21 protein-coding genes and 1 riboswitch are annotated in these 20,540 nt (G+C 65.2%); of the genes, 13 read left to right on the plus strand and 8 right to left on the minus strand.

The genetic code is table 11. The annotated features are described in order from the left end of the window. Positions 1 to 142 precede the first annotated feature (142 nt). From TZ53_RS00080 to TZ53_RS00105, 6 genes are all read left to right on the plus strand, one after another. Positions 143 to 1,258, plus strand: a complete 1,116-nt coding sequence (locus tag TZ53_RS00080; protein ID WP_044660016.1) for an ABC transporter substrate-binding protein — start codon at positions 143 to 145, stop codon at positions 1,256 to 1,258. 12 nt (positions 1,259 to 1,270) lie between these two features. Next, positions 1,271 to 2,014 (plus strand): class II aldolase/adducin family protein, encoded by a 744-nt coding sequence (locus TZ53_RS00085; RefSeq protein ID WP_044660017.1) that lies wholly within the window; start codon positions 1,271 to 1,273, stop codon positions 2,012 to 2,014. A gap of 200 nt (positions 2,015 to 2,214) precedes the next feature. Further along, a complete protein-coding gene (locus TZ53_RS00090) occupies positions 2,215 to 3,573 on the plus strand; it encodes an LLM class flavin-dependent oxidoreductase (RefSeq protein ID WP_044660018.1) in 1,359 nt (452 codons plus the stop codon). 59 nt (positions 3,574 to 3,632) lie between these two features. Beyond that, positions 3,633 to 4,691: an ABC transporter substrate-binding protein gene (locus TZ53_RS00095; protein WP_025547746.1), complete on the plus strand. Its 1,059-nt coding sequence runs from the start codon at positions 3,633 to 3,635 to the stop codon at positions 4,689 to 4,691. Positions 4,692 to 4,699: 8 nt separating this feature from the next. Next, entirely contained in the window at positions 4,700 to 6,481 is a 1,782-nt protein-coding gene (locus TZ53_RS00100; RefSeq protein WP_044660019.1) for an ABC transporter ATP-binding protein, read from the plus strand. A gap of 5 nt (positions 6,482 to 6,486) precedes the next feature. Further along, a complete protein-coding gene (locus TZ53_RS00105; protein ID WP_044660020.1) occupies positions 6,487 to 8,346 on the plus strand; it encodes an ABC transporter ATP-binding protein in 1,860 nt (619 codons plus the stop codon). A 7-nt stretch (positions 8,347 to 8,353) separates the two neighbouring features. Here the strand turns inward: TZ53_RS00105 and TZ53_RS00110 are convergent, their stop codons facing one another. The 4 genes from TZ53_RS00110 to TZ53_RS00125 are packed head-to-tail and all read right to left on the minus strand — an operon-like array spanning position 8,354 to position 11,128. Further along, positions 8,354 to 8,557, minus strand: a complete 204-nt coding sequence (locus TZ53_RS00110; protein ID WP_044660021.1) for a hypothetical protein — start codon at positions 8,555 to 8,557, stop codon at positions 8,354 to 8,356. Next, complete coding sequence (locus TZ53_RS00115) at positions 8,544 to 9,353, minus strand: SDR family NAD(P)-dependent oxidoreductase (protein WP_044660022.1); 810 nt, start codon at positions 9,351 to 9,353, stop codon at positions 8,544 to 8,546. Before TZ53_RS00115 ends, TZ53_RS00110 begins: the two co-directional genes overlap by 14 nt. A 12-nt stretch (positions 9,354 to 9,365) precedes the next feature. After that, a complete protein-coding gene (locus TZ53_RS00120) occupies positions 9,366 to 10,559 on the minus strand; it encodes a zinc-dependent alcohol dehydrogenase (protein WP_044660023.1) in 1,194 nt (397 codons plus the stop codon). Further along, a complete protein-coding gene (locus TZ53_RS00125) occupies positions 10,559 to 11,128 on the minus strand; it encodes an SRPBCC family protein (protein WP_025547755.1) in 570 nt (189 codons plus the stop codon). Before TZ53_RS00125 ends, TZ53_RS00120 begins: the two co-directional genes overlap by 1 nt. Before the next feature lie 179 nt (positions 11,129 to 11,307). On the opposite strand from TZ53_RS00125, the gene TZ53_RS00130 reads away from it, so the two are divergent. From TZ53_RS00130 to TZ53_RS00155, 6 genes are all read left to right on the plus strand, one after another. Continuing rightward, on the plus strand, positions 11,308 to 11,856 hold the full coding sequence (locus tag TZ53_RS00130; protein WP_044660024.1) for a hemerythrin domain-containing protein: 549 nt from the start codon (positions 11,308 to 11,310) through the stop codon (positions 11,854 to 11,856). Positions 11,857 to 11,883: 27 nt separating this feature from the next. Continuing rightward, a complete protein-coding gene (locus TZ53_RS00135; RefSeq protein ID WP_044660025.1) occupies positions 11,884 to 12,171 on the plus strand; it encodes a hypothetical protein in 288 nt (95 codons plus the stop codon). 110 nt (positions 12,172 to 12,281) lie between these two features. Beyond that, the gene (locus TZ53_RS00140; RefSeq protein ID WP_025547760.1) at positions 12,282 to 12,794 is read left to right on the plus strand and encodes a hemerythrin domain-containing protein; all 513 of its coding nucleotides are present in this window, start codon (positions 12,282 to 12,284) and stop codon (positions 12,792 to 12,794) included. Positions 12,795 to 12,961: 167 nt separating this feature from the next. Beyond that, a complete protein-coding gene (locus tag TZ53_RS27075) occupies positions 12,962 to 13,126 on the plus strand; it encodes a hypothetical protein (protein WP_165363302.1) in 165 nt (54 codons plus the stop codon). Positions 13,127 to 13,248: 122 nt separating this feature from the next. Further along, the gene (htpG, locus tag TZ53_RS00150; RefSeq protein ID WP_044660026.1) at positions 13,249 to 15,144 is read left to right on the plus strand and encodes a molecular chaperone HtpG; all 1,896 of its coding nucleotides are present in this window, start codon (positions 13,249 to 13,251) and stop codon (positions 15,142 to 15,144) included. A gap of 129 nt (positions 15,145 to 15,273) precedes the next feature. Then, positions 15,274 to 16,512, plus strand: coding sequence for an NAD(P)/FAD-dependent oxidoreductase (locus TZ53_RS00155; RefSeq protein WP_044660027.1), 1,239 nt, complete (start codon positions 15,274 to 15,276; stop codon positions 16,510 to 16,512). 15 nt (positions 16,513 to 16,527) lie between these two features. On the opposite strand, the gene TZ53_RS00160 is transcribed toward TZ53_RS00155, so the two are convergent. Beyond that, complete coding sequence (locus TZ53_RS00160; protein WP_044660028.1) at positions 16,528 to 17,031, minus strand: 2'-5' RNA ligase family protein; 504 nt, start codon at positions 17,029 to 17,031, stop codon at positions 16,528 to 16,530. Positions 17,032 to 17,138: 107 nt separating this feature from the next. On the opposite strand from TZ53_RS00160, the gene TZ53_RS00165 reads away from it, so the two are divergent. After that, positions 17,139 to 17,558, plus strand: a complete 420-nt coding sequence (locus TZ53_RS00165) for a hypothetical protein (RefSeq protein WP_044660029.1) — start codon at positions 17,139 to 17,141, stop codon at positions 17,556 to 17,558. A gap of 152 nt (positions 17,559 to 17,710) precedes the next feature. On the opposite strand, the gene TZ53_RS00170 is transcribed toward TZ53_RS00165, so the two are convergent. From TZ53_RS00170 to TZ53_RS00180, 3 genes are all read right to left on the minus strand, one after another. Continuing rightward, on the minus strand, positions 17,711 to 18,637 hold the full coding sequence (locus TZ53_RS00170) for a homoserine O-succinyltransferase (protein ID WP_025549745.1): 927 nt from the start codon (positions 18,635 to 18,637) through the stop codon (positions 17,711 to 17,713). 43 nt (positions 18,638 to 18,680) lie between these two features. Next, a riboswitch (SAM-I-IV-variant riboswitch) is annotated at positions 18,681 to 18,787 on the minus strand. Positions 18,788 to 18,941: 154 nt separating this feature from the next. Beyond that, positions 18,942 to 19,910: a diacylglycerol/lipid kinase family protein gene (locus TZ53_RS00175; RefSeq protein WP_025549744.1), complete on the minus strand. Its 969-nt coding sequence runs from the start codon at positions 19,908 to 19,910 to the stop codon at positions 18,942 to 18,944. Between the two features lie 9 nt (positions 19,911 to 19,919). Next, complete coding sequence (locus tag TZ53_RS00180) at positions 19,920 to 20,414, minus strand: DUF2141 domain-containing protein (protein ID WP_025549743.1); 495 nt, start codon at positions 20,412 to 20,414, stop codon at positions 19,920 to 19,922. Positions 20,415 to 20,540: the final 126 nt, after the last annotated feature.

Below are 20,540 nucleotides of genomic sequence, written 5' to 3' on the forward strand. Positions count from 1 at the left end.
GGTGAAAATGCAGCAAGGGGACTGTTCAATATGCCGCACCCATGCCCGCGTCCCTTTCCGAAATCCCCCATAATTCCGCCATTTTACCGATTGGCACACGTCTTGCGATTTTCCCCGGGCAACAACCGGAGACTTGCCAGCCGTGCCGACCCTATCCGACAGCGCCCCCACAAAGGCCAAGCAGCCCGATGAGATCTGGTTCACCCGCTGCCCCGTTCCGACTGCCACCGGCATCGCCTACAAGCTGGGCTGGCTGACCGAGAGCTTCGAGGGCGACGGCATTGCGCTGCGCACCTTGCAGGAGTCGGGATCGGAACTCGGCCGCCATCATTATGACCACCGCCTGCCCACGCTGATCCGCGAGGGCGGCAACATGCTGGCCATCGCCGCCCGCGCCCAGGGCGAGCCGACGAAGCTGATCGGCCTCACCTGGATCGAGGAGAGCCAGCTCATCCTAGCGCGGCCGGATTCCGGCATCCGCTCCGCCGCCGATCTCAAGGGCAAGCGGCTGGCCCTGCCCGGCTGGAGCCACAACGACATCCCCAGCCATGTGCGCGGCACCAGCATCGCGCGCGGCATGTCGCTCGCGGGCTATAAGGGCGCCCTGGCGTCGGCGGGGCTGAGCTTCGACGATGTAGAGCTGATCGAGACGCCCGACCGGCTGCGCAATATCGGCGGCAGCGGGCGCGACCTGCAACCACGCGGGTCGGGCCAGCGCAGCGGCGTCGGGCGGCTCTGGCCGATCGAGGCGCTGGTCGAGGGGAAGGTCGACGCCATCTATGTGAAGGGCGCCGCCGCGCTGGATCAGGCGCGGGAGAACGGTCTGGTCGTCGCCATCGATCTCGACGCCCTGCCCGACCCACGCTTTCGCGTGAACAACGGCACGCCGCGACCGATCACGGTCCATCAGAGCCTGATCGACGATCATTTCGACCTGCTGGTCCGCTTCCTGGCCGTCACCCTGCGCGCAGCCGATTGGGTCGCGGAGCAGCCCGACCGGCTGCGCGACATCCTCGAATATGAAACGGAGGGCAGCGCGCAGGCCGTCGACCAGGCCTATGCCCGGCTGCACGAAGGGCTGCACCCGACATTGGACGACGAACGGCTCGCCCTGTTCGACCTTCAGAAGAAGTTCCTGTTCACCCACGGCTTCCTCGATGCGGATTTCGCCCTGTCCGACTGGGTCGATCCCCGGCCGCTGGAGGCCGCCCGCGCCCTCAACGCCCAGCGTCCCCAACCTGTCGCCATTCCAGCCTGAAAGGAAATAAGCATGTCTGACACCAACGGACTTTCAAGGGAAACGATCGGCTTCGTGCTGCAGACGGAGAAGGACGCCCGCCGCGCCTTCCGCGTCCTGCGCGAGACCCATACCATCTCGGCCAGCGGCACCCTGTTCTTCGCGGTCCGCATCCCCGGCGAAGACAAGATCATCACGCTGAACTATGCCGGTCTGTGGGAAGACGATCCCGATCAGGCCGTCACCAGCGTCATCGGCTTCGACGGCACGCTCCATTGGGGCAACGCACCGGGCGGCGCGGCGCGCTACCTCAAGATCTTCAAGAAATATCCGGACTTCCAGGCGATCAGCCACGTCCACACGCCGCATCTGGGCGCCTATTCGCAGGCGCATTCGGAACTGCCGCTGCTGTACGTGCCCAACCGCCGCTTCCGCTTCACCGCGCAGCTTCCGGTCTATATCAACCGCCGCCAGCCTGAGCCCGACTTCATCCTGGAAGCGATCGAGCAGGATAGCGAAGTCCCCGGCATCGTGGAGGCCAATGGCGGCGCGACCATCTGGAGCTGGAAGGGGCTTCGCGACCTCACCAACACCATCGTGCTGCTGGAGGAAGGCGCGCAGTTCCAGATATTGGGGCAGGCGCTCGGCGGGTCAAAGCCCTTCGGCCCCGGCGTGCTGGAGCAGCAGTGGAAGATGGGCAAGCTGGTGCCGCCCGACGCCCGCGTCGATGATGACGGCACGATCCATCTGCCTGAAACCGCGCAAGCCGCCGAATGATGTTTGAAGTCCGGCGCCGTTGCTGACGCATTTGCGCGGTTAATCGGACCAGACCCCTCCCGTTCGGCTGAGCCTGTCGAAGGGCCCTCCTTCTCCTGAAGAAGTGAAGGGCTTCGACAAGCTCAGCCCGAACGGAGGTGAGGTGGTTCCGGTCAACCGCGCCATGCTCCAGCAGCGGCGTCGCTTTCCGGAGCGATCCCATGTCCCAGAAGAAGCGCCAGCTTGCGCTCGCCGTTTTCCTGACCCGCCACGGCCATCATCCCGGCGCCTGGCGCCAACCGGGCACCGCCGATACCGGCAAGCCCGATTTCCGCTATTGGGCCGGCCTCGTCCGCACCGCGGAGCGCGGCAAGCTGGACGCCGCCTTCTTCGCGGATTTCGTGGGACAGAGCGGCGACAGCACCAAGGGGATCGCCCGGCGGCATGCTTTCCTCGATTTCGAACCGCTGACCGCAACGGCGGCGCTGGCCAGCATCACCAGCCATATCGGGCTGGTCGCGACGGTGAACACCAATTTCGAACAGCCCTATGCGCTGGCGCGGCGCTTCGCCTCGCTCGACCATATCAGCGGCGGACGGATCGGCTGGAACATCGTGTCCTCGCTGGCGGACGGCGCGGCGAAAAGCTTCGGCATCGACCAGCCCGCCAGCCATGCCGAACGCTATGCCCGCGCCCATGACTTTGTGGAGCTGGCCAAGGCGCTGTGGGACAGTTGGGAAGACGACGCCTTCGAGGGCGCGGACAAGGACAGCGGCATCTACCTCAATGCCGACGCCGTGCATCCGGTCCATTATCGCGGGCCCTATTACGGCATCGACAGCGTGCTCGACATGCCGCGCCCGATCCAGGGCTATCCGGTCTTCGCGCAGGCCGGCAATTCGGAGGTCGGCCGCGATTTCGCCGCCCGCCATGCCGAGATGATCTATGCCGCCGCCCAGTTCATCGAGGATGCGCAGGCCTTCTACAAGGATGTGAAGACGCGGGTCGCCGGTTACGGCCGCGATCCCGATACGCTGAAGGTGATGCCGGGCCTGTCCTTCACCATCGGCTCCAGTCTTCAGGAGGCGCAGGACAAGTTCGGCGCGCTGGAGGAGAAGGTCGATTTTTCAGGCGACCTCAATTTGATGGGGCATGACGTCAGCGCCTATCCGCTCGACGGGCCGCTACCCGACCTGCCGGAGCCGGAGAACGGCAAGGGCCGCTGGCGGCAGCTCACCGCGCTGGCGCGGCGCGAGAATCTCAACATCCGCCAGCTTTTCCTGCGCTTCAACGCGGTGCGCGGGCATCGGGTGGTGCTGGGCACGCCGGTCGACATTGCCGACCAGATACAGGACTGGTTCGAGCGCGACGCCGCAGACGGTTTCAACCTGATCCCGCCGCTGTTGCCAAGTTCGCTGGAGGATTTCGTGGACCTTGTGGTGCCGGAACTCCAGCGGCGCGGGCTGTTCCGGACGGAATATGAGGGCACGACGCTGCGCGAGCATCTGAACCTGCCGCGTCCGGAGAATCCGAATGAGCGGCACGCTCCCGCCGAAGCCGTTCTGGAGTCCGCCGCCTAGGACTGTCCTGCTCCTGCCGGCGCAGGAGCATATCCTACCAACATCGAAAGGATTGCCGAATGAGCAACACACTCGACACGCTCTGGTACACGCGCTGCCCGGTGCCGACCGGCCTTGGCATCGCCATCCAGCAGGGCTGGCTGGAGGAAGCCTTCCGCGCGCAGGGCACCAGCCTGTCCTCGCTGCTCGAATCCAGCGATTTTTCCAAGCGGGAGTCGCATTTCTCGCACACCGTCCAGAACAGCGTGCGCCATGGCGGCAATATCCCGGCGATCAGCGCGAAGGCGCGGGGCCGCGACACGCGGGTCATCGGCCTGTCCTGGGCGGACGAGACGCAGTTGATCCTGGCCAGCCCGGAGTCCGGCATAGAGACGGTGCGCGACCTGAAGGGCCGCCGCTTCGGCCTGCCCAACTGGAAGAATGTCGAGATCGACTTCACCCGCGCCCAGGCCATTCGCGGCCTTGAGAATGCCTTGCGGCTGGAGGGACTGGAAGTCTCCGACGTCGAGATCGTCGATCAGGACATCGAGACTCATTATAGCGACGGGCAGGCACAGACGGTCGGCGGCACGCTTGCCTGGAACGGGCGCAGCACCAGCCGGGCGCGGGCCAATAATCTGGAACTGATCGCCCTGCTGCGCGGCGAGGTCGACGCGATCTTCCTGAAGGGCGCGAGCGGCGCCCAGATCGCGCATCAATTCGGGCTCAAGACGGTGATCGACACCGGCATCCATCCCGATCCGCTGGTGCGCTCCAACAACGGCACGCCGCGCACGCTGGCGGTGGACGGGCATCTGATCGACCATCATTTCGACGCCGCCGTCACCATCGTCGAGCAGGTGCTGCGCGCCGAACGTTGGGCGCAGTCCCACCCGTCCGACGTCCGCCGTTATCTCGCCCGCGAAACCAACAGCAGCGAATATTGGGTCAGCATCGCCTATGGCGAGGACGCGCAGACGAAGCTGAAGACCGACCTTGCCGAACAGTCGGTCACGGCAATCCAGGACTTCACCAACTTCCTTCACCGCTGGAACTTCATCCCGCAAAGCTTCGACGTGCGCGACTGGATCGACGCCCGTCCGCTGGAAGCGGCGCAGTCGCTCGCGCTCGCAAGCTGAACGGAACCATGGGGGAGAGAGGATTTCCGCAAGGCAGCCCGTTGCTGCGCTGCCTTGCCATCTATGGCGAGATGCCGGGCCGGTTTGCGCTGACCGCGGTGCTGCTGGCCGCCGTCAACGTCGCGCTGGTCGGCCAGCAGGTGATGGTCGGCCATGCCGTGCAGGAAGCGCAGCATGGCAGGCTGGTCGCTGCCGGTCCGGACGGGGTGCTGCATTATGACCGCGCCTGGTTCTGGGTCGCGCTGCTGATCGGCCTCTCGCTGGCGCGGGCGGCGGTGCAATATGGCGCGGGCCTCCTCTCCCTCTCCATCGGCCAGCGGCTGCTGACCATCCTGCGCGGGCGGATATTGACGCAGATACAGCGCCTCGACCTTGCCTATCACTGGCGCCATGGCGTGGGCGAGATGGTGACGCGCATGACCCGCGACGCGGACAAGGTGCGCGACGCGCTGATCAATTTCTGGCGGCAGATATTCGAAACCGGGCTGATCGTCGCCATCTCGCTTGGCCTGCTGGCGCTCTATTCGCCCTGGCTCGCTCTGGGTCCGCTGGTCCTGCTGGCGATCGGCATCGGCCTGCTCTGGTCGGAAGCCGACACGCTGGTGGCGCTCGACCGGCGGATCGGGGATGCCTATGACGCGGTGACGCAGGACCTGTCGGAAGGCGTCAACGGCGTCCGCGTCATCAAGGCTTTCTCGTTGGGCGAGGCGCGCGCCGAGCGCTTCCGCCGCCATGTCGACCTGTTCCGGGTGGAGGCGCGGGCGGCGATCCGCCACGCCTGCCGCAGCATTCCCCTGCCCCAGACGATCATCGCCCTGTCCCATGCCTGGGTGCTGGGCCTGGGCGCCTGGATGGTGGCGCATGGCGCGCTTGGCCTGGGCGCGCTGGTGGCGGCGATGCTGGTCGTCAACACGCTGGTCCTGCGGATCGAGAGCATCGGCCGCCTGCTGCAAGTGATCGCGGACGCCCGCGCTTCGGCGGCGCGCATCTGGGAAGTGCTGGACGCGGAGCCGGTCATCAATTCGGGCAGTGCGCCGCTGCCCGAAGGCCCGATCGGTTTCCGCCTGTCGCATGCCGCCGCCTCGCCCTTGGGCGACGGGGCGACCGTGCTGCGCGACCTCAGCCTTGCCGTGCAGCCGGGCGAGGTGGTGGCGCTGGTCGGCGCGACCGGATCGGGCAAGAGCATCCTCACCGCCCTGCTCCCCCGGCTGGTGGAGGTGGACGAGGGCCGCGTCGAACTGGGGTCGGCGGAAACCGGCTGGCGGGACGTGCGGACGAGCGACCTGCATGCGTTGCGCCGCCGCGTCCATGTGCTGCCGCAGGAAAGCTTCCTCTTTTCCGACACGCTGGCCGCCAATCTGCGCCTCTGCGCGCCCGATGCGACCGACGACGAGTTGCGCGCGGCGCTGGACAAGGCGGCGGCTGGCGAATTGCTGGCCCGCCTTGAGGACGGGCTGGAAACGCGGGTGGGCGACCGGGGCGCGACCCTTTCGGGCGGCCAGCGCCAGCGTGTGTGCCTGGCCCGCGCATTGCTGGCGGACGCGGACATATTGGTCCTGGACGACGCCACCAGCGCCCTCGACGCCCAGACCGAAAGGCGGGCCATCGACAATATCCGCAAGCTCCGCGCCGAACGCCCGGTCACCCTGCTGATCGTCGCCAGCCGCCTGTCGACCGCGCTCGCCGCCGACCGGGTGGCGGTGCTGAGCGGCGGCCGGATCGTCGCGGAGGGCACGCATGAGCAATTGTCGCAGGACAGCGCCGCCTATCGCGACCTGATGGGACTGTAAGACAGATGAACGCATTCAGAGGCGACAGCGCCCTGTCCGACATCGAGCTGGAGGAGAAATTCTCCCAGCGCAGCCTGAACCAGAGCGTGGTCGAACGGCTGATCCCGCTGCTCGCGCCGATCTGGCGCCCCATCGCGGCGGTCATCGGCATAGAGATGGTGCAGGTGCTGGCGATCTTCGCCCGGCCGCTGCTGATCGGCCTCGTCATCGACCAGGGGCTGCGCCATGCCGAGACCAAGGCCGGAGGCGGCATCGACGCGCCGCTGATCGCCTGGGCCTGCGCCGGGCTGGCGGCAAGCTGGGCCGTGCGTTTCGCGCTGGGCGGCCTGTCGCAATATTGCGCCGGGATCGCGGCGATCCGCCTGCTCAACGACCTGCGCACCCGCGTCTTCGCCCATGTTCAGACGCTGAGCGTCGGCTATTTCGACCGCACCAAGGCGGGCCGCATCATCGCCCGCGCAGACCGCGACGTCGACACGCTGGAACCGCTGCTGATCCAGGGACCGCCGGAATTCCTCTCCGCCCTGTTGCGGCTGTGCCTGTCCGGCTTCCTGCTGTGGCTGATCGCGCCGGTGCTGCTCGCGGGGCTGGTGGCGGTGGTGCCTGTCCTGATCGCCGCCACCTTCCTCTTCAAGCGGGTGGCGCAGCGCAGTTGGGCCAAGGTGGCCGAAAACCGCAGCCGCTTCACCGCCCATCTGGTCGAGACCGTGGCTGCCGTCCGTCTGATCAAGCAATCGGGCCGCGAGCAGGAAAATCTGACCAAATATCAAAGGCTGCTGGAGGACTTCAATTCCTCCCTGATCTACGGCTCCGTCCGCTCGGGCTGGTTCGCGCCCTTTACCGGCCTGCTCACCACGGCGGGCCTGGCGCTGACGCTGGTCGTTGGCGGACGCGGCATCGCGCTCGGCACGCTCACACTGGGCGAACTGACGCAAAGCCTGTTCTACGTTTTCCTCTTCCTTGCGCCCTTGCAGGAATTCAGCGACCTTTTCGAACGTTTCGCCAACGGCACCGCCTGCGCCCAGCGCGTCTTCCTGCTGCTCGATACGCAACCCGACATCGTGGACCGGACCGATGCCGCCGTCCTCGACGCGGTGGAGGGCCGGATCGAGTTCCGCAATGTCCGTTTCGGCTATCGTCCCGGCCAGCCTGTCATTCGCGACCTCAGCCTGGATATAGAAGCGGGCGAGCTATTGGCGATCGTCGGTCCGACCGGCCATGGCAAAAGCACGCTGGTCCAGTTACTGACCCGTTTCTACGATGTGGACGAAGGGTCGATCCTCCTGGACGGGCAGGATATTCGCGCCGTTTCCGAACGCAGCCTGCGCCGCCATATCGGCGTCGTGCTTCAGGACAATGTCCTTTTCGGCGGAACGGTGCTGGAAAATCTCCGTCTCGCGAGGCCCGAGGCCAGCGACGAAGAACTGATCGCGGCATCGAAACGCATAGGCGCGGATGAAGTGCTCGATGCTTTGCCCCACGGCTATGCGACCCATGTCGGTCCGCTCGGCAGCCAGCTCAGTCAGGGACAGCGGCAACTGGTTTGCCTTGTACGCGCCTATCTCGCCGATCCATCAGTGCTGATCCTGGATGAGGCGACCTCCGCCATCGACGTCAGCACCGAAAGGCGCATCCAGCGGGCCTTGCGGGTGCTGTGCGAGGGGCGAACCTCCATCGTCATCGCCCATCGCCTGGAAACCATCCGATCGGCGCACCGCATCGCCGTCATCGAAAATGGCGGGGTGCGGGAAATCGGATCGCACCGCTCGCTGCTGGAAAGCGGCAGACGTTACGCCGCCATCTATCGGGCGCATGAGGAAACAGCGGTCTTGATGGAGCAGCCAATGGCGGCTGCCCTGCCCTGATGCACGATCAGGGCGTGGAATCGCGCCTGTCCTTTTCCGGATAATCCTCCGGCTTCACCTGCCCGACCACCGGACGATCCTCTACCCGTTCCTGATCCTGCCCACCGGTCGTCCGGGGGTCTTCCTCTTCGCGCCCGGGCAGGGCGTCGCCCAGCGGTCCCTTGGGCGTCCGCGCCTTTTCGGGCGCATGATCGCTGTCATTCCGATCCATCGCTCGCCTCCACTTTTTCGGCAGTGCCGGGTTCGGCCATCTTGCGATGCCGCTCCGCCAGTACGCCCGCCGGCGTGACATGCGCGGCGGCAGCCTGCAGCTTGTTCTTCCAGCCGGACACGATATGCGCCTTCCCGTCCATCAGCGCGTCCCAGCCGTCCCTGGCGACCTTGGCCGGATCGTCCTTCTCGTCCGCGCCGACCTTGGTGTCCAGCATCTCGGCGCGGTCGAAGAACTCGGTCTCCGTCGGGCCGGGCATCAGGTTGGTGATGGTGACGCCATCGGCATCCTTGATCTCGTTCCGGACCGCATCGGCGAAACTGTCGATGAAGGCCTTTGTGCCATTATAGACCGCCTGGAAGGAGCCGGGCATGAAGCCGGCGATCGATCCGGTGACCAGCACCTTGCCCGCATTCCGGGCGACCATCGGCCGCAATATCTGCTGGAGCAGGTAAACGGTGCCCGTGATGTTGGTGTCGATCACCCGGCGCCAGTCTGCCACGTCCTGCTCCAGAAAGGCATGGCCCAAACCCCGCCCCGCATTGGCGCAAAGCAGGTCGACCCGCCGCCCGCCGGTACAGGTGATCAGGCGGTCCACCCCTTCCATGGTGGAAAGGTCGGACTCCACCGCCTGCACGTCGACGCCATGACGCCGAAAGTCGTCCGCCGCCGCATGGATCAGCGGTTCGTTGGCCACCACCAGCAGATCATAGCCGTCCTGCGCGGCGAGATGCGCAAGTTCGAAGCCGATGCCGGTCGACGCACCGGTCACGATCGCGAATTTCTGCGAAGCCATATGCTTCTCCTTTCAGGCGTCCCGGGCGGGCTGCATGCCCCGCTTCAGGACGATCTTGGTCACTTCGTTCTGCCTGTCGTGGAACATGCGATAGCCCTCCGCCGCCTGCTCCAGCGGCAGGCGGTGGCTGATCAGGAAGGTCGTATCGATCTTGTCCTCCATGATCGCGTTCAGCAGGCCGGGCATATAATGCTGCACATGGGTCTGGCCGGTCTTCAGCGTCAGCCCCTTCTCCATGAAGGCGCCCAGCGGGAATTTGTCGACGAAGCCGCCATAGACCGCCGGCATGGAAACCCGCCCGCCCTTGCGGCAGGCGAGGATCGCCTGCCGGATCGAATGGGCGCGGTCGGTTCCCATGAAGGTCGCCACCTTGATCTGGTCCCAGACATTGTCCGCGAAGAAGCCATGCGCCTCCAGCCCGACGGCATCGATGCAGGCGTCGGGGCCGATGCCGCCGGTCATCTCCATCAGCGCTTCATAGGTCTTGCTTTCCTCATAATTGATCGTCTCCGCGCCGAAGCGGCGGGCGAGTTCCAGCCGGTGGGGGAAATGGTCGATGGCGATCACCCGCTCCGCCCCCATGAGGAAGGCGGACTGCACCGCGAACAGGCCGACGGGGCCGCAGCCCCAGACGGCGACGGTGTCACCCGGCTCGATCTGCGCATTTTCGGCGGCCATCCAGCCGGTCGGCAGGATGTCGGACAGGAACAGGACCTTGTCGTCGTCCACCCCATCCGGGACGACGATGGGACCGACATCGGAAAAGGGGACGCGAACATATTCCGCCTGTCCCCCCGCATAGCCGCCCGTCATGTGGCTGTATCCGAACAGGCCCGCCATGGGCTGTCCGTAGATCGCCTGGGCGATGTCCTGATTGTCGGCGGGCAGGCCGTTGTCGCAGGCCGAATATTGATGCTTGCCGCAATGGAAGCAGCTTCCACAGGATATGGTGAAGGGCACGACCACCCGCTGCCCCTTCTTCAGCGTCGAACCCGGCCCTGTCTCCACCACTTCGCCCATGAATTCGTGGCCCAATATGTCCCCCGCCTTCATCGTCGGGATATAGCCGTCATAGAGATGCAGGTCCGATCCGCAGATCGCGGTGGAAGTGATGCGGATGATCGCGTCGCGGGGATTGACGATTTCGGGATCGTCCACGGTTTCGACCCGGACATCATGCTTGCCATGCCATGTGAGCGCGCGCATCAGGTGCCTTCCTCTTCATATTCACGGCGGTTGCGCGCGCTGGTCGCGATCTCGCCGGTTTCCATCAGTTGCTTGAAGCGCCGCAGGTCGCGGCGCGCCTGGATGGCCGGTTCGCGCTGGAACATCTTGGCGATGGCCTTGCCGATGAAGCCGCCGGGCGGATCATAGAGGATCGTCGCCGTCACCCAGCACCCCCGGCCGCCCGGCGCGTCGCGAAAATCCACGCGGCCGCTATTGGGCACGTCCGCGCCCTCCTCGGAAGCCCAGGCGATGGTTTCGCCCGGACGATCCTCCGTAATGGCGGATACCCATTCGACGGTGCTTCCGGCGGGCGCCTTCACCACCCAGCGGGAACGGCGATCGTCCAGAGGTTCGACAGCGACGACATTTTCCAGAAACAGCGGAAGATTGCCGACGTCGCGCCAGAAGGCATATAGCTCCTCCCGCGGCCGGTCGATCGTCACCGTCTTGCCGATCAGATCGTCGCCCTTCGCTTCCACCAGGCTGTCGGCGGCCTGCGCCGCCGCATCATCCTGTTTCGCCGTGGTGAGCGGTGCGTCATCACTCATGCTGACCCTCCTTGAAAGGTCAGACAGCAACCAGTTCATCCGCTCCGCCGTTCCGCCCGACCCCGGCCGAAAAGCGGCAAAACGCCGGTTTGTTAACATGGGTAAGTCCTGCCGCAAGCCGGGGAACAGGGGCTGACGGCCCCTCGTTGTCACGGGCAGGAGACCCGGAGGAGAAGATCATGAAGCAGACGCATTTCAGAAGCGGCGGGACATTGATCGGGGCCGGCATCGGCGCCAGCCTGGCGCTGCTCGGCATGGTCGGAAGAAAGCTGGCGGTTCAGGCTCCGACAGCACTGGCCGGCGATTGGGACCGGGCGCTGGCGGCGGAACATGCCATGACGCTCGTGCTGTTCGACAAGCTGGGCGAGACACAGCCGGGCGGCAAGCGCAGGATGCTGTTGATGCAGCTCAAGCATGCGCTCGGCAAGCATGCGCTGGAGGAGGAGAACGCCGTCTATCCCGCCATGCGCGCGGCGGGCCTTAAGGAAGAGGCCGACGCGCTGAACGGCGACCATGGCTATGTGAAGCAATATCTCTACGACCTGAGCGATCTCATACAGGATGACGCGGGGTTCCGGAGCAAGCTGGCGGCGTTCCGCGCCGACATCCAGGACCATATGCGCAAGGAGGAGGATGAGCTTTTCCCCCGGCTGAAACAGGCGCTCGATCCGCAAGCCGTGAGCCGCCTGACCCGGCGGATGAACCAGGAGGGGCTGAAACTGGCCTGAGGAAACTGGCCTGAAAAGGAGAGCATCATGGACGAGCCCCGAAAGACGCGTTCCCTGCCCACCGAACATACGCGCGATCCGAACATCTCTACGGAGAACCAGCCCGAAGGCGCAGCCCGCCGCCCCAGCGACTCGTTGGACCGGGAGCCGGATCGCGATCCGCTGAGCGGCGGCGCCATCCCATCCAATTACGACCCGCGCACCATGACGCGGCGGGGCGAGGAAGAGGACAGCCGCGCCGGGCGGGAGGACGCCGGCGCGAAAAGCCGGCGGGAGGAAGGGAGCGGATCACCGGCCGGCAGACGTTCCGACTGACCCTTTTCGCGATCCGGACGGGCAGATTCCGCTCTTGCGAACGGTTCGCTTGGAACCGACGCATGGCTGGCGACTTCCACCGGAAGCAACGCCCACGGAGGAGGAAGACCATGGCCAATCAGCAGTTCACCGACGCGATCGCCCTTCTGAAAGCCGACCACCGCAAGGTGGAGGATCTGTTCGAGCAGTTCGAAAAGGCCGGATCGCCCGCGCGCAAGAAGACGCTGGCGCGGCAGATCTGCCTGGAACTCAAGATCCACACGCTGATCGAGGAGGAAATCTTCTACCCCGCCTTCCGCGGCAAGATAGAGGACGATACGCTGGACGAGGCCTATGTCGAGCATGACGGAGCCAAGCTGCTCGTCAACGACATAGAGGAAGGCGATCCTTCCGACGATTTCTTCGACGCCAAGGTCAAGGTGCTGTCCGAAGAGATCAAGCACCATGTGCATGAGGAGGAAATGCGTGGCGAGGGCATGTTCGCCCAATGCCGGAAGACCGATGTGGACCTGATCCGGCTCCGCGACGCGATGCTGGCGCGCAAGGAAGAATTGTTGAAGGAGGCGGGGAATGGCGGCCTTCCGCCGGCCAAGCCGCGCGTCATCCAACTCGTGCCGGCCTGACGGCTGCGGACCGCCGGCCGAAGACTCCCCCCTTCGGCCGGCCTGTTTCCGGCAGCGCCTGTCCACGGCGCATGCCAGCTTCGAAACGCCGATTCCGACTAACCTGAGTGATGGGCGGCCCCGCCCGCTCCAGCTATGATCGCCTGGCAATGACAAGGAGAGAGCCCGTGTCCCGCCATGATGATGCGTCCTATTTCGAAGCCCGGGCCAGGGAAGAAATCCGCAAGGCGAGCGAAGCCAAGCAGCGCGGCGACAAGGGCGTGATGATCGCCGTCCATGCCGAACTGGCCGTGCGGTACCAGGCCAAGGCCCTGCAATTGCAACGCCACTGATCCATTTCCCCGATCCTGCTTTCCCCTCATTTAGGGGAAGGCAGGGCGGCAGGCCTTGAAAGCTGTCCCCTGTCCCGCCATCTGGCGGTCGGATTCCACTGGGGAGAGATTTCGATACTGCCATGACCACCACGACCGGCACCGCACCCGAAACCCGTTCCTTCGAGGCCGACGTCGCCCGCCTGCTGCACATGATGGTGCACTCGGTCTATTCGGACAAGGACGTCTTCCTGCGCGAGTTGATCTCGAACGCGGCCGACGCCTGCGAAAAGCTGCGCTACGAACTGCTGAGCGATCCCGCGCTTGCCGGGGACGACGGCCAGCCGCGCATCACCGTCACGCTCGATCCCGAAGCGCGGCAGCTCATCGTCGAGGATAATGGCATCGGCATGAGCGAGGTGGAGCTGGCCGAAGCGCTCGGCACCATCGCCCGATCCGGCACGCGCGCTTTCATGGAGCGCGTCGCGGCGGTCAGGGAAGGCGCCAAGGAAGGGGAAGGCGCGCAACTGATCGGTCAGTTCGGCGTCGGCTTCTATTCCGCCTTCATGGTCGCGGACAGGGTGGATGTCTTTTCCCGCCGCGCCGGGGCCGATGTCGCCGCGCATTGGGCGTCGGACGGCCTTGGCAGCTACACCATCCAGCTTGTCGACATCGCTGACGCGCCCGCTCGCGGCACCCGCATCGTCCTCCATCTGAAGGAAGACGCCGCCAGCTATACCGAGCCATTCACCGCCCAGCGCATCGTCACCGCGCAGTCGGGCCACGTCCCCGTCCCCATCTTCCTCAAGGAAAAGCCGGATGCGGAGGAAAAGCAGATCGCGGACGGCGCGGCGCTCTGGACCCGCCCCAGGTCCGACATCACGGCGGAGGAATATGCCGACTTCTACCGCAGCACCGCCGGACAGTTCGATGAGCCCGCGCTGACGCTCCATTATCGCGCGGAGGGGCTGCACGAATATTCGGTTCTCGCCTTTCTCCCCTCCATGCGCCCCTTCGACCTGTTCGATCCGGACCGCGCCGGGCGGATGAAGCTCTATGTCCGCCGGGTCTTCATCACCGACGAGGCGCAGATATTGCCGCGCTACCTGCGCTTCGTGCGCGGGCTGGTCGACAGCAACGACCTGCCGCTCAACGTCTCGCGCGAGATGATCCAGGAAAGCCCGGTCCTCGCCGCGGTCCAGAAGGGCGTCGCGAACCGCATCCTTTCCGAACTGGACAAGCTGGCCCAGAAGGATGGTGAAGCCTATCTCAAATTCTGGGACAATTTCGGCGCGGTGCTGAAGGAAGGGCTGTACGAGGATTTCGCCCGGCGGGAGGCGCTGCTCGGCCTCGCCCGTTTCAAAAGCACGGCGTCGGGGGAAGGCTGGCGCTCGCTCAAGGACTATGTCGAGGCGATCAAGGACAATCAGACCGCGATCTACTATGCCACCGGCGCCGATCTCGACCGGCTCGCCTCCTCTCCCCAGCTCGAAGGCTTCCGCGCCCGCGGGATCGAGGTGCTGCTGCTCACCGACCAGGTCGACAGCTTCTGGGTCACGGCCGGCGTCGACTATCAGGGCAAGCCGTTCAAGTCGGTGACGCAGGGCCTGGCCGACCTCAGCCTGATCCCGCTGGCAGAGGGCGAGACGCCCGCCGCAGAGGCATCGGCGGAGGTGGACGGCTTCATCGCCTATGCCAGGGACGTGCTGGGCGAGGCGGTCTCCGACGTCCGCGCATCGGAACGGCTGACGGAAAGCGCCGTCTGCCTGGTCGCGCCGGACAATGCGATGGACCGCCAGCTTGAAAAGCTGCTGGCCGGGGCCGGACGGATCGACAATGCGGCCAGGCCGGTGCTGGAGATCAATCCCCGCCATGACCTCATCGTCAAACTCGGCACGCTGCCCGACGGCAGCGATCTGCGCGAGGACGCCGCATGGCTGCTGCTTGACGAGGCGCGGATCGCGGATGGCGAATTGCCGGCCGACCCGCGCGCCTTTTCCGCCCGCCTCGCCCGCATGATCGGCGGCGCGATCGAATAGGATGACGGGTGGCCGGGACCGCGCCCGGCCACTCCCATATCGGGGCGGCATCGAACGACAATCCGCTTGCCAGCCCCGCGAAAGCGCGCCAAGCACGCGGCAACAGGAAAATGAGGGGATAGCGCGTCGATGAGCTATTATGACGTTCTGATCGTAGGTGCCGGCCATGCCGGGGCGCAGGCGGGCATTTCGCTGCGCCAGCTCGGCTTCGAAGGGTCCATCGCGATGATAGGCGATGAAAAGGACCCGCCCTATGAGCGTCCGCCCCTCTCCAAGGAATATTTTGCCGGCGACAAGAGCTTCGACCGCATCCTGATCCGCCCGGCCAGCTTCTGGGAAGAACGCAAGATCGACATGCTGCTCGGCCTGCGCGTGAAGGCTGTCGATCCGGCGGGCAGGTTCGTGACGGCGGGCGACCGCGAAATCGGCTATGGCAAGCTGATCTGGTGCACCGGCGGCTCCCCGCGCATGCTGACCTGCAACGGGGCCGACGCGCCCAATGTCCATGCCGTGCGCCGCCGCGACGATGTGGACGCGATGATGGCGAAGCTCGACCGGATCGATCATGTGACCGTGATCGGCGGCGGCTATATCGGGCTGGAAGCGGCGGCCGTGCTCAGCAAGTTCGGCAAGAAGGTGGTGCTGCTCGAAGCACTGGACCGCGTGCTGGCGCGCGTGGCGGGAGAGGAATTGTCGCGCTTCTACGAGGCCGAGCATCGCGCCCATGGCGTCGACCTGCGCACCGGGGCGCGGATGGACTGCATCGAAGTCACCGACGGAGAGGATGGTCCTCGGGCGACCGCCGTGCTGATGGAGGATGGCGAGCGGATCGAAACCGACATGGTGATCGTCGGCATCGGCATCGTCCCCGAAACGGGCCCGCTGATCGCGGCGGGCGCGGTCGGGGGGAATGGGGTGGACGTGGACGAATATTGCCGCACCAGCCTGCCCGACATCTATGCGGTGGGCGATTGCGCCGCCCATGCCAACGGCTTTGCACGCGGCGCGCAAATCCGGCTCGAATCGGTTCAGAACGCCAATGATCAGGCGAAGACGGCGGTCAGCCACATCATGGGCAAGGAAGAACCCTATCACGCCGTGCCCTGGTTCTGGTCGAACCAATATGATCTGAAGCTTCAGACCGTGGGCCTGTCGATCGGGCACGACCAGACGATCCTGCGCGGCGATCCGGCGACCCGTAGCTTCTCCGTCCTGTATCTGAAGGGCGGCAAGCTGATAGCGCTCGACTGCGTCAATGCGGTCAAGGATTATGTGCAAGGCCGCGCCCATGTCATTTCGGGCGCGGTGCTGGACCAGGCGCAGCTTGCCGATGCCAACGTGCCGCTCAAGGAAGTCGGCCTCGCCTGACCGGAAGGATGAAAGTCAGCCCCAAAAGCTGGCCTTCATCGCCAATTCCCAGGGTCCGCCGCGATAATGCCAGGCAGCAAGGCCGACGATGGCAAGCGGCCTTGGGTGGAAGCCCCGCCGCAATTCGGTGGCCAGCGCCTTTGCCTCAGCCGGTTCGGCCTTGTTCTGCACGGTGACGTGAAAGCGCGGCCGCCCCCGATCCTGCGACGACAACAATCCTGCGAAGGCTTCCGCCAGTTCCTCCCGCATCGCCATCAGCTCCGGACTTTCCACCCTATAGGCGACCCCCCGCCCCAGCAGCATGACCTCCGCCAACCTCGCGCCCGGCGGCGGACCCGCGCAGAGCCGCTTCAGCCGCAGCGCCACTTCTGCCAGGGCGGAGGGCGGCAGATGATGGAACAGCGTGATATGCGCCGGCACCAGATTGCGCTCCGCCGGAAAATGCGCGCGGCGCAAACCGTCCGCCCAGGCGAAATCCGCCGCGCCCATCAAAGCCGTCACGACGATCGGCGCCGCCAAGGACTCACTCGCCAAAATCCGGCATCTCCTTTCGCAAAATCCCGTCAGCCGCTATGATCCATCCAGGCGGTCCCGACAGGGAGACCGCCGATATAGGGGGAACCGCCATGACAGCGCCACGATCCTTTCGAGCCATCGGAATCCTGTTGCTGCTCTGGAACCTGATGGGGGTAGCCGCCTTCATCATGCAATATGGCGCGGACCTCGGCCAACTGGCGAAGACCGATCCCTATAGCGCCAGGATCTTCGCCTCCATGCCCGGCTGGGCCTGGACCGCTTATGCAGTCGCGGTCGGCGCGGGCACGCTGGGCGCGATCCTGCTGCTGCTCCGCAAAGCCGCCGCCGCGCCCTTGTTCCTGCTCTCGATCCTCGCCGTGGTCGTGCAGTTCGGCTACAGCTTCATCCACACCGACCTGCTGGCGGTGAAGGGCCCCACGGCCGCGATCTTTCCGGCCATGATCCTGATCATCGCCCTCTTCCAATGGCGCTATGCCCGCAACCTGATTGCAAAGGGCGTTCTCCGCTAGAGTAGCGTGCGGAAAAGCCTGTCCTGAGCCTACGGAAACTTGGAAAGCGCGGCTCGCGCCGATGTAACGCAGCGCGCTCTCGCATGTGGAGCGTTCAGCCTGCTTGCGGTATCGGTACGCCCTCTCCGGGCTCCATTCGCGCGAAGAGCGCCTTAAGCCGCCGACAACACCGGCGCCTGCCCGACAGCATTCAGATCGAAGGGCACGGTCTGGTACATTTCGTCGATCCAGTTGCCGAACAGCAGATGCGCGTGGCTGCGCCAGTGATTTTGCGGCGCCTGCGCAGGATCGTCGTCAGGGAAATAATGGGCGGGCAACTGCCTTGCCCCATCGCGCGCATATTCCTCCGCCAGCGTCATCGTGTCATATTCGAGATGGTTGAACATGTGCAGGAAGCCGCGCCCCGGATCGCCGATCAGGCAAAGCCCCGATTCGTCGCTCTCCGCCAAGATCTGCAATCCCCGCCCCTCCGGAATATCCTCCCGCCGCACCTCCGACCAGCGCGACACGGGAACGCGGAAATCGTCCGAAAAACCCCGCATCCAGGGCGATGACGGCACATGAACATGATGGCGGAACACACCGAACGCCTTGCGCTCCAGCCCATGTTTCTCCACGCCATGGAAGTGATGCAGCGCCGCCTGCGCCGCCCAGCAGATGCTGAGCGAGCGATGCACATGGGTCTGCGTCCAGTCGAATATGGCGCGCAGTTCGTCCCAATAGCTCACCGCTTCGAAAGGGAGCTGCTCCACGGGCGCTCCGGTGATGATGAAGCCGTCGAACCGCTCGTCCCGGACGTCGCTCCATGGGCGGTAGAAGGATGCCATATGGTCGGCGGAGGTGTTGCGCGACACATGGTCGCTGATCCGCACCAGCGTCAGTTCGACCTGCAACGGCGTCGCGCCGAGCAGCCGGGCAAGCTGCGTCTCCGTGCTGATCTTGTCGGGCATGAGGTTGAGCAGCGCGATGCGAAGCGGGCGAATGTCCTGCCGGACGGCGTCGGCTTCACGCATGACGACCACGCCCTCGGCCTCCAATGTGCGGCGGGCGGGCAGGTCGTCGGCTATCTTGATCGGCACTTCACGTCATTCCTTGTTCCGGAGCGACGCTTCACGATGTGGCTTGGGTCCGCTTGGTTGCCGGATCGGCCACATCCTCCTTCACGGAGTGCCACCTTGCCCGGATCGGCAGGTTGGCGTTGGGCGTCGTCCCAACTCTTGATGCTGTGCGCTCAATAGGCGGACGACAGGCGTTTGGCAATCGCTGCTTTCGGGAAGAAAAGGAAAACTTTGAGGCGTGCCCTTCAATTTCGGCGGGAAATCCTTCCCAACGCGCCATGCAGGGAGGATGCGCCATGACGGCCAACCAGCCTTCACGCCGCTTCTAGGCCGCCAACCTCAAGAAAGGCACCGGCTCTGTCGAGCGCAGGACGATGGGCTTGCCTTCCGACGCCTCGAACAGTTCGCCGTCCAGAATGACGCTGCTATGGTCGCCCTCGATGCGGATGACATCGCCCTGTTCCAGATGGATGCCCTGCATCTGCGATTTGCCGACCCGTCTGGTGATGCTCGCCCAGAACAGGCGCAGCAGGGCGGACAGGCTCTGGTCCACCGCCATCAGCTTCATATTGCCGCGCCGGCTGTCCCCCGGCTGCACGCCAAGCAGCAATCGTTCCAATGTCGTCACGATCAGCACGGCGAAACGCCCCGCCAATTGCCCGTCGCGGATCAGGGAAATCCGCACCGGGCGGCTGGATTGCGGCAGGAATCGGGCGCGGATGCCGAAGATCAGCGACACCAGCACCGCGATCACGGTCAGGAAATGGCTGAGGCCGTTGGACAGGCCCAGCGGATAGATCTGGTTGCGGCAATAGAGCATGTAGTCGGCCAGCCCCGCTCCGCCCAGGAACATGCCCAGCACCGGCCGGCTTTCCGCCTGCCCGTCCGACAGGGCGATCAGCTCGCGCGCCACCACATGGTCGTCGACGCCCGCCTTGGCGATCTGCACGATCCGCTCCAGCGCCTTGATCGGATCGCCATGGATGCCGAGGTCCAGCGCGATCAGATTGGTCTTGCCGTTGGGCAGCACCGCGATGGGCGGCACGCGGCCCTTGAAATGCTCGCCCTGATACAGTTCCGTCAACGCCGCCTGCACCGTGCCGTCCCCGCCGTTGATGACGATGACGACGGGATCGACGCGGGCGATGGTCTGGAGCGCCCGGCCGATCTGGTCGACATGCTCCACCTCATAATGGAAGATGTCTGGATTGCTGGCGCAATAGCTGCGCACGCGCGGAAGCGTCTGCCGGTTGCCCGTGGATTTGGGGTTGGACAAAAGGGCGACGCGGACCATGGTCGGGGATCACATATATTTGAGGTTGATGGTGATCTTCGTCACGCCCGGCCCTGCATAGAAGGCGGCCTTTTCGACCCCCGGCTTGCCCAGGTTGAAGATGCTGATCGACGGATTGTTCGAAAATCCGCCGCCGTCCCGCGAAATGTCCGTCTTGCCGTTGCCGTCGCGGTCGTGGCGCACGGCGATGCCATATTTGCCGGGTTGCGGCACAGGCATGCAGAAACGCATTGCGCCGTTGCTGGCCTTCACCGGAACGTCGATACGGCCCAGCCATTCGCCCTTGGCGAGCCAGGCCGCCTTCGTCGCGGGATAGGATTGCACGCGCACCTTGCCGGTCGAGGCAGCGAAGCCGCGCACGTCGACCAGAACCGCCGGGCCCTTGGCGTCCGTGGAGCAGCGTTCCAGGTCGTTGCCGATCTCCATACCATGGGCGATGGCCGGGGCGGCGGCGAACAATGCCCCTACCGACATCAGACCCACTGCAACTTTGAACATGACCATCCAACTCCGTGAAGCTATAGCCGCCCAGTGACACCGGACGGCGAGCCCCTGTTCGCCCCGCAACTTACCTGACTCGCATATGGGGGGGGTTTGCGGCCAAATCATGGTGATGGGACGACCACATAG

The organism is Sphingobium sp. YBL2 (genome assembly GCF_000943805.1).
Taxonomy (GTDB): domain Bacteria; phylum Pseudomonadota; class Alphaproteobacteria; order Sphingomonadales; family Sphingomonadaceae; genus Sphingobium; species Sphingobium fuliginis.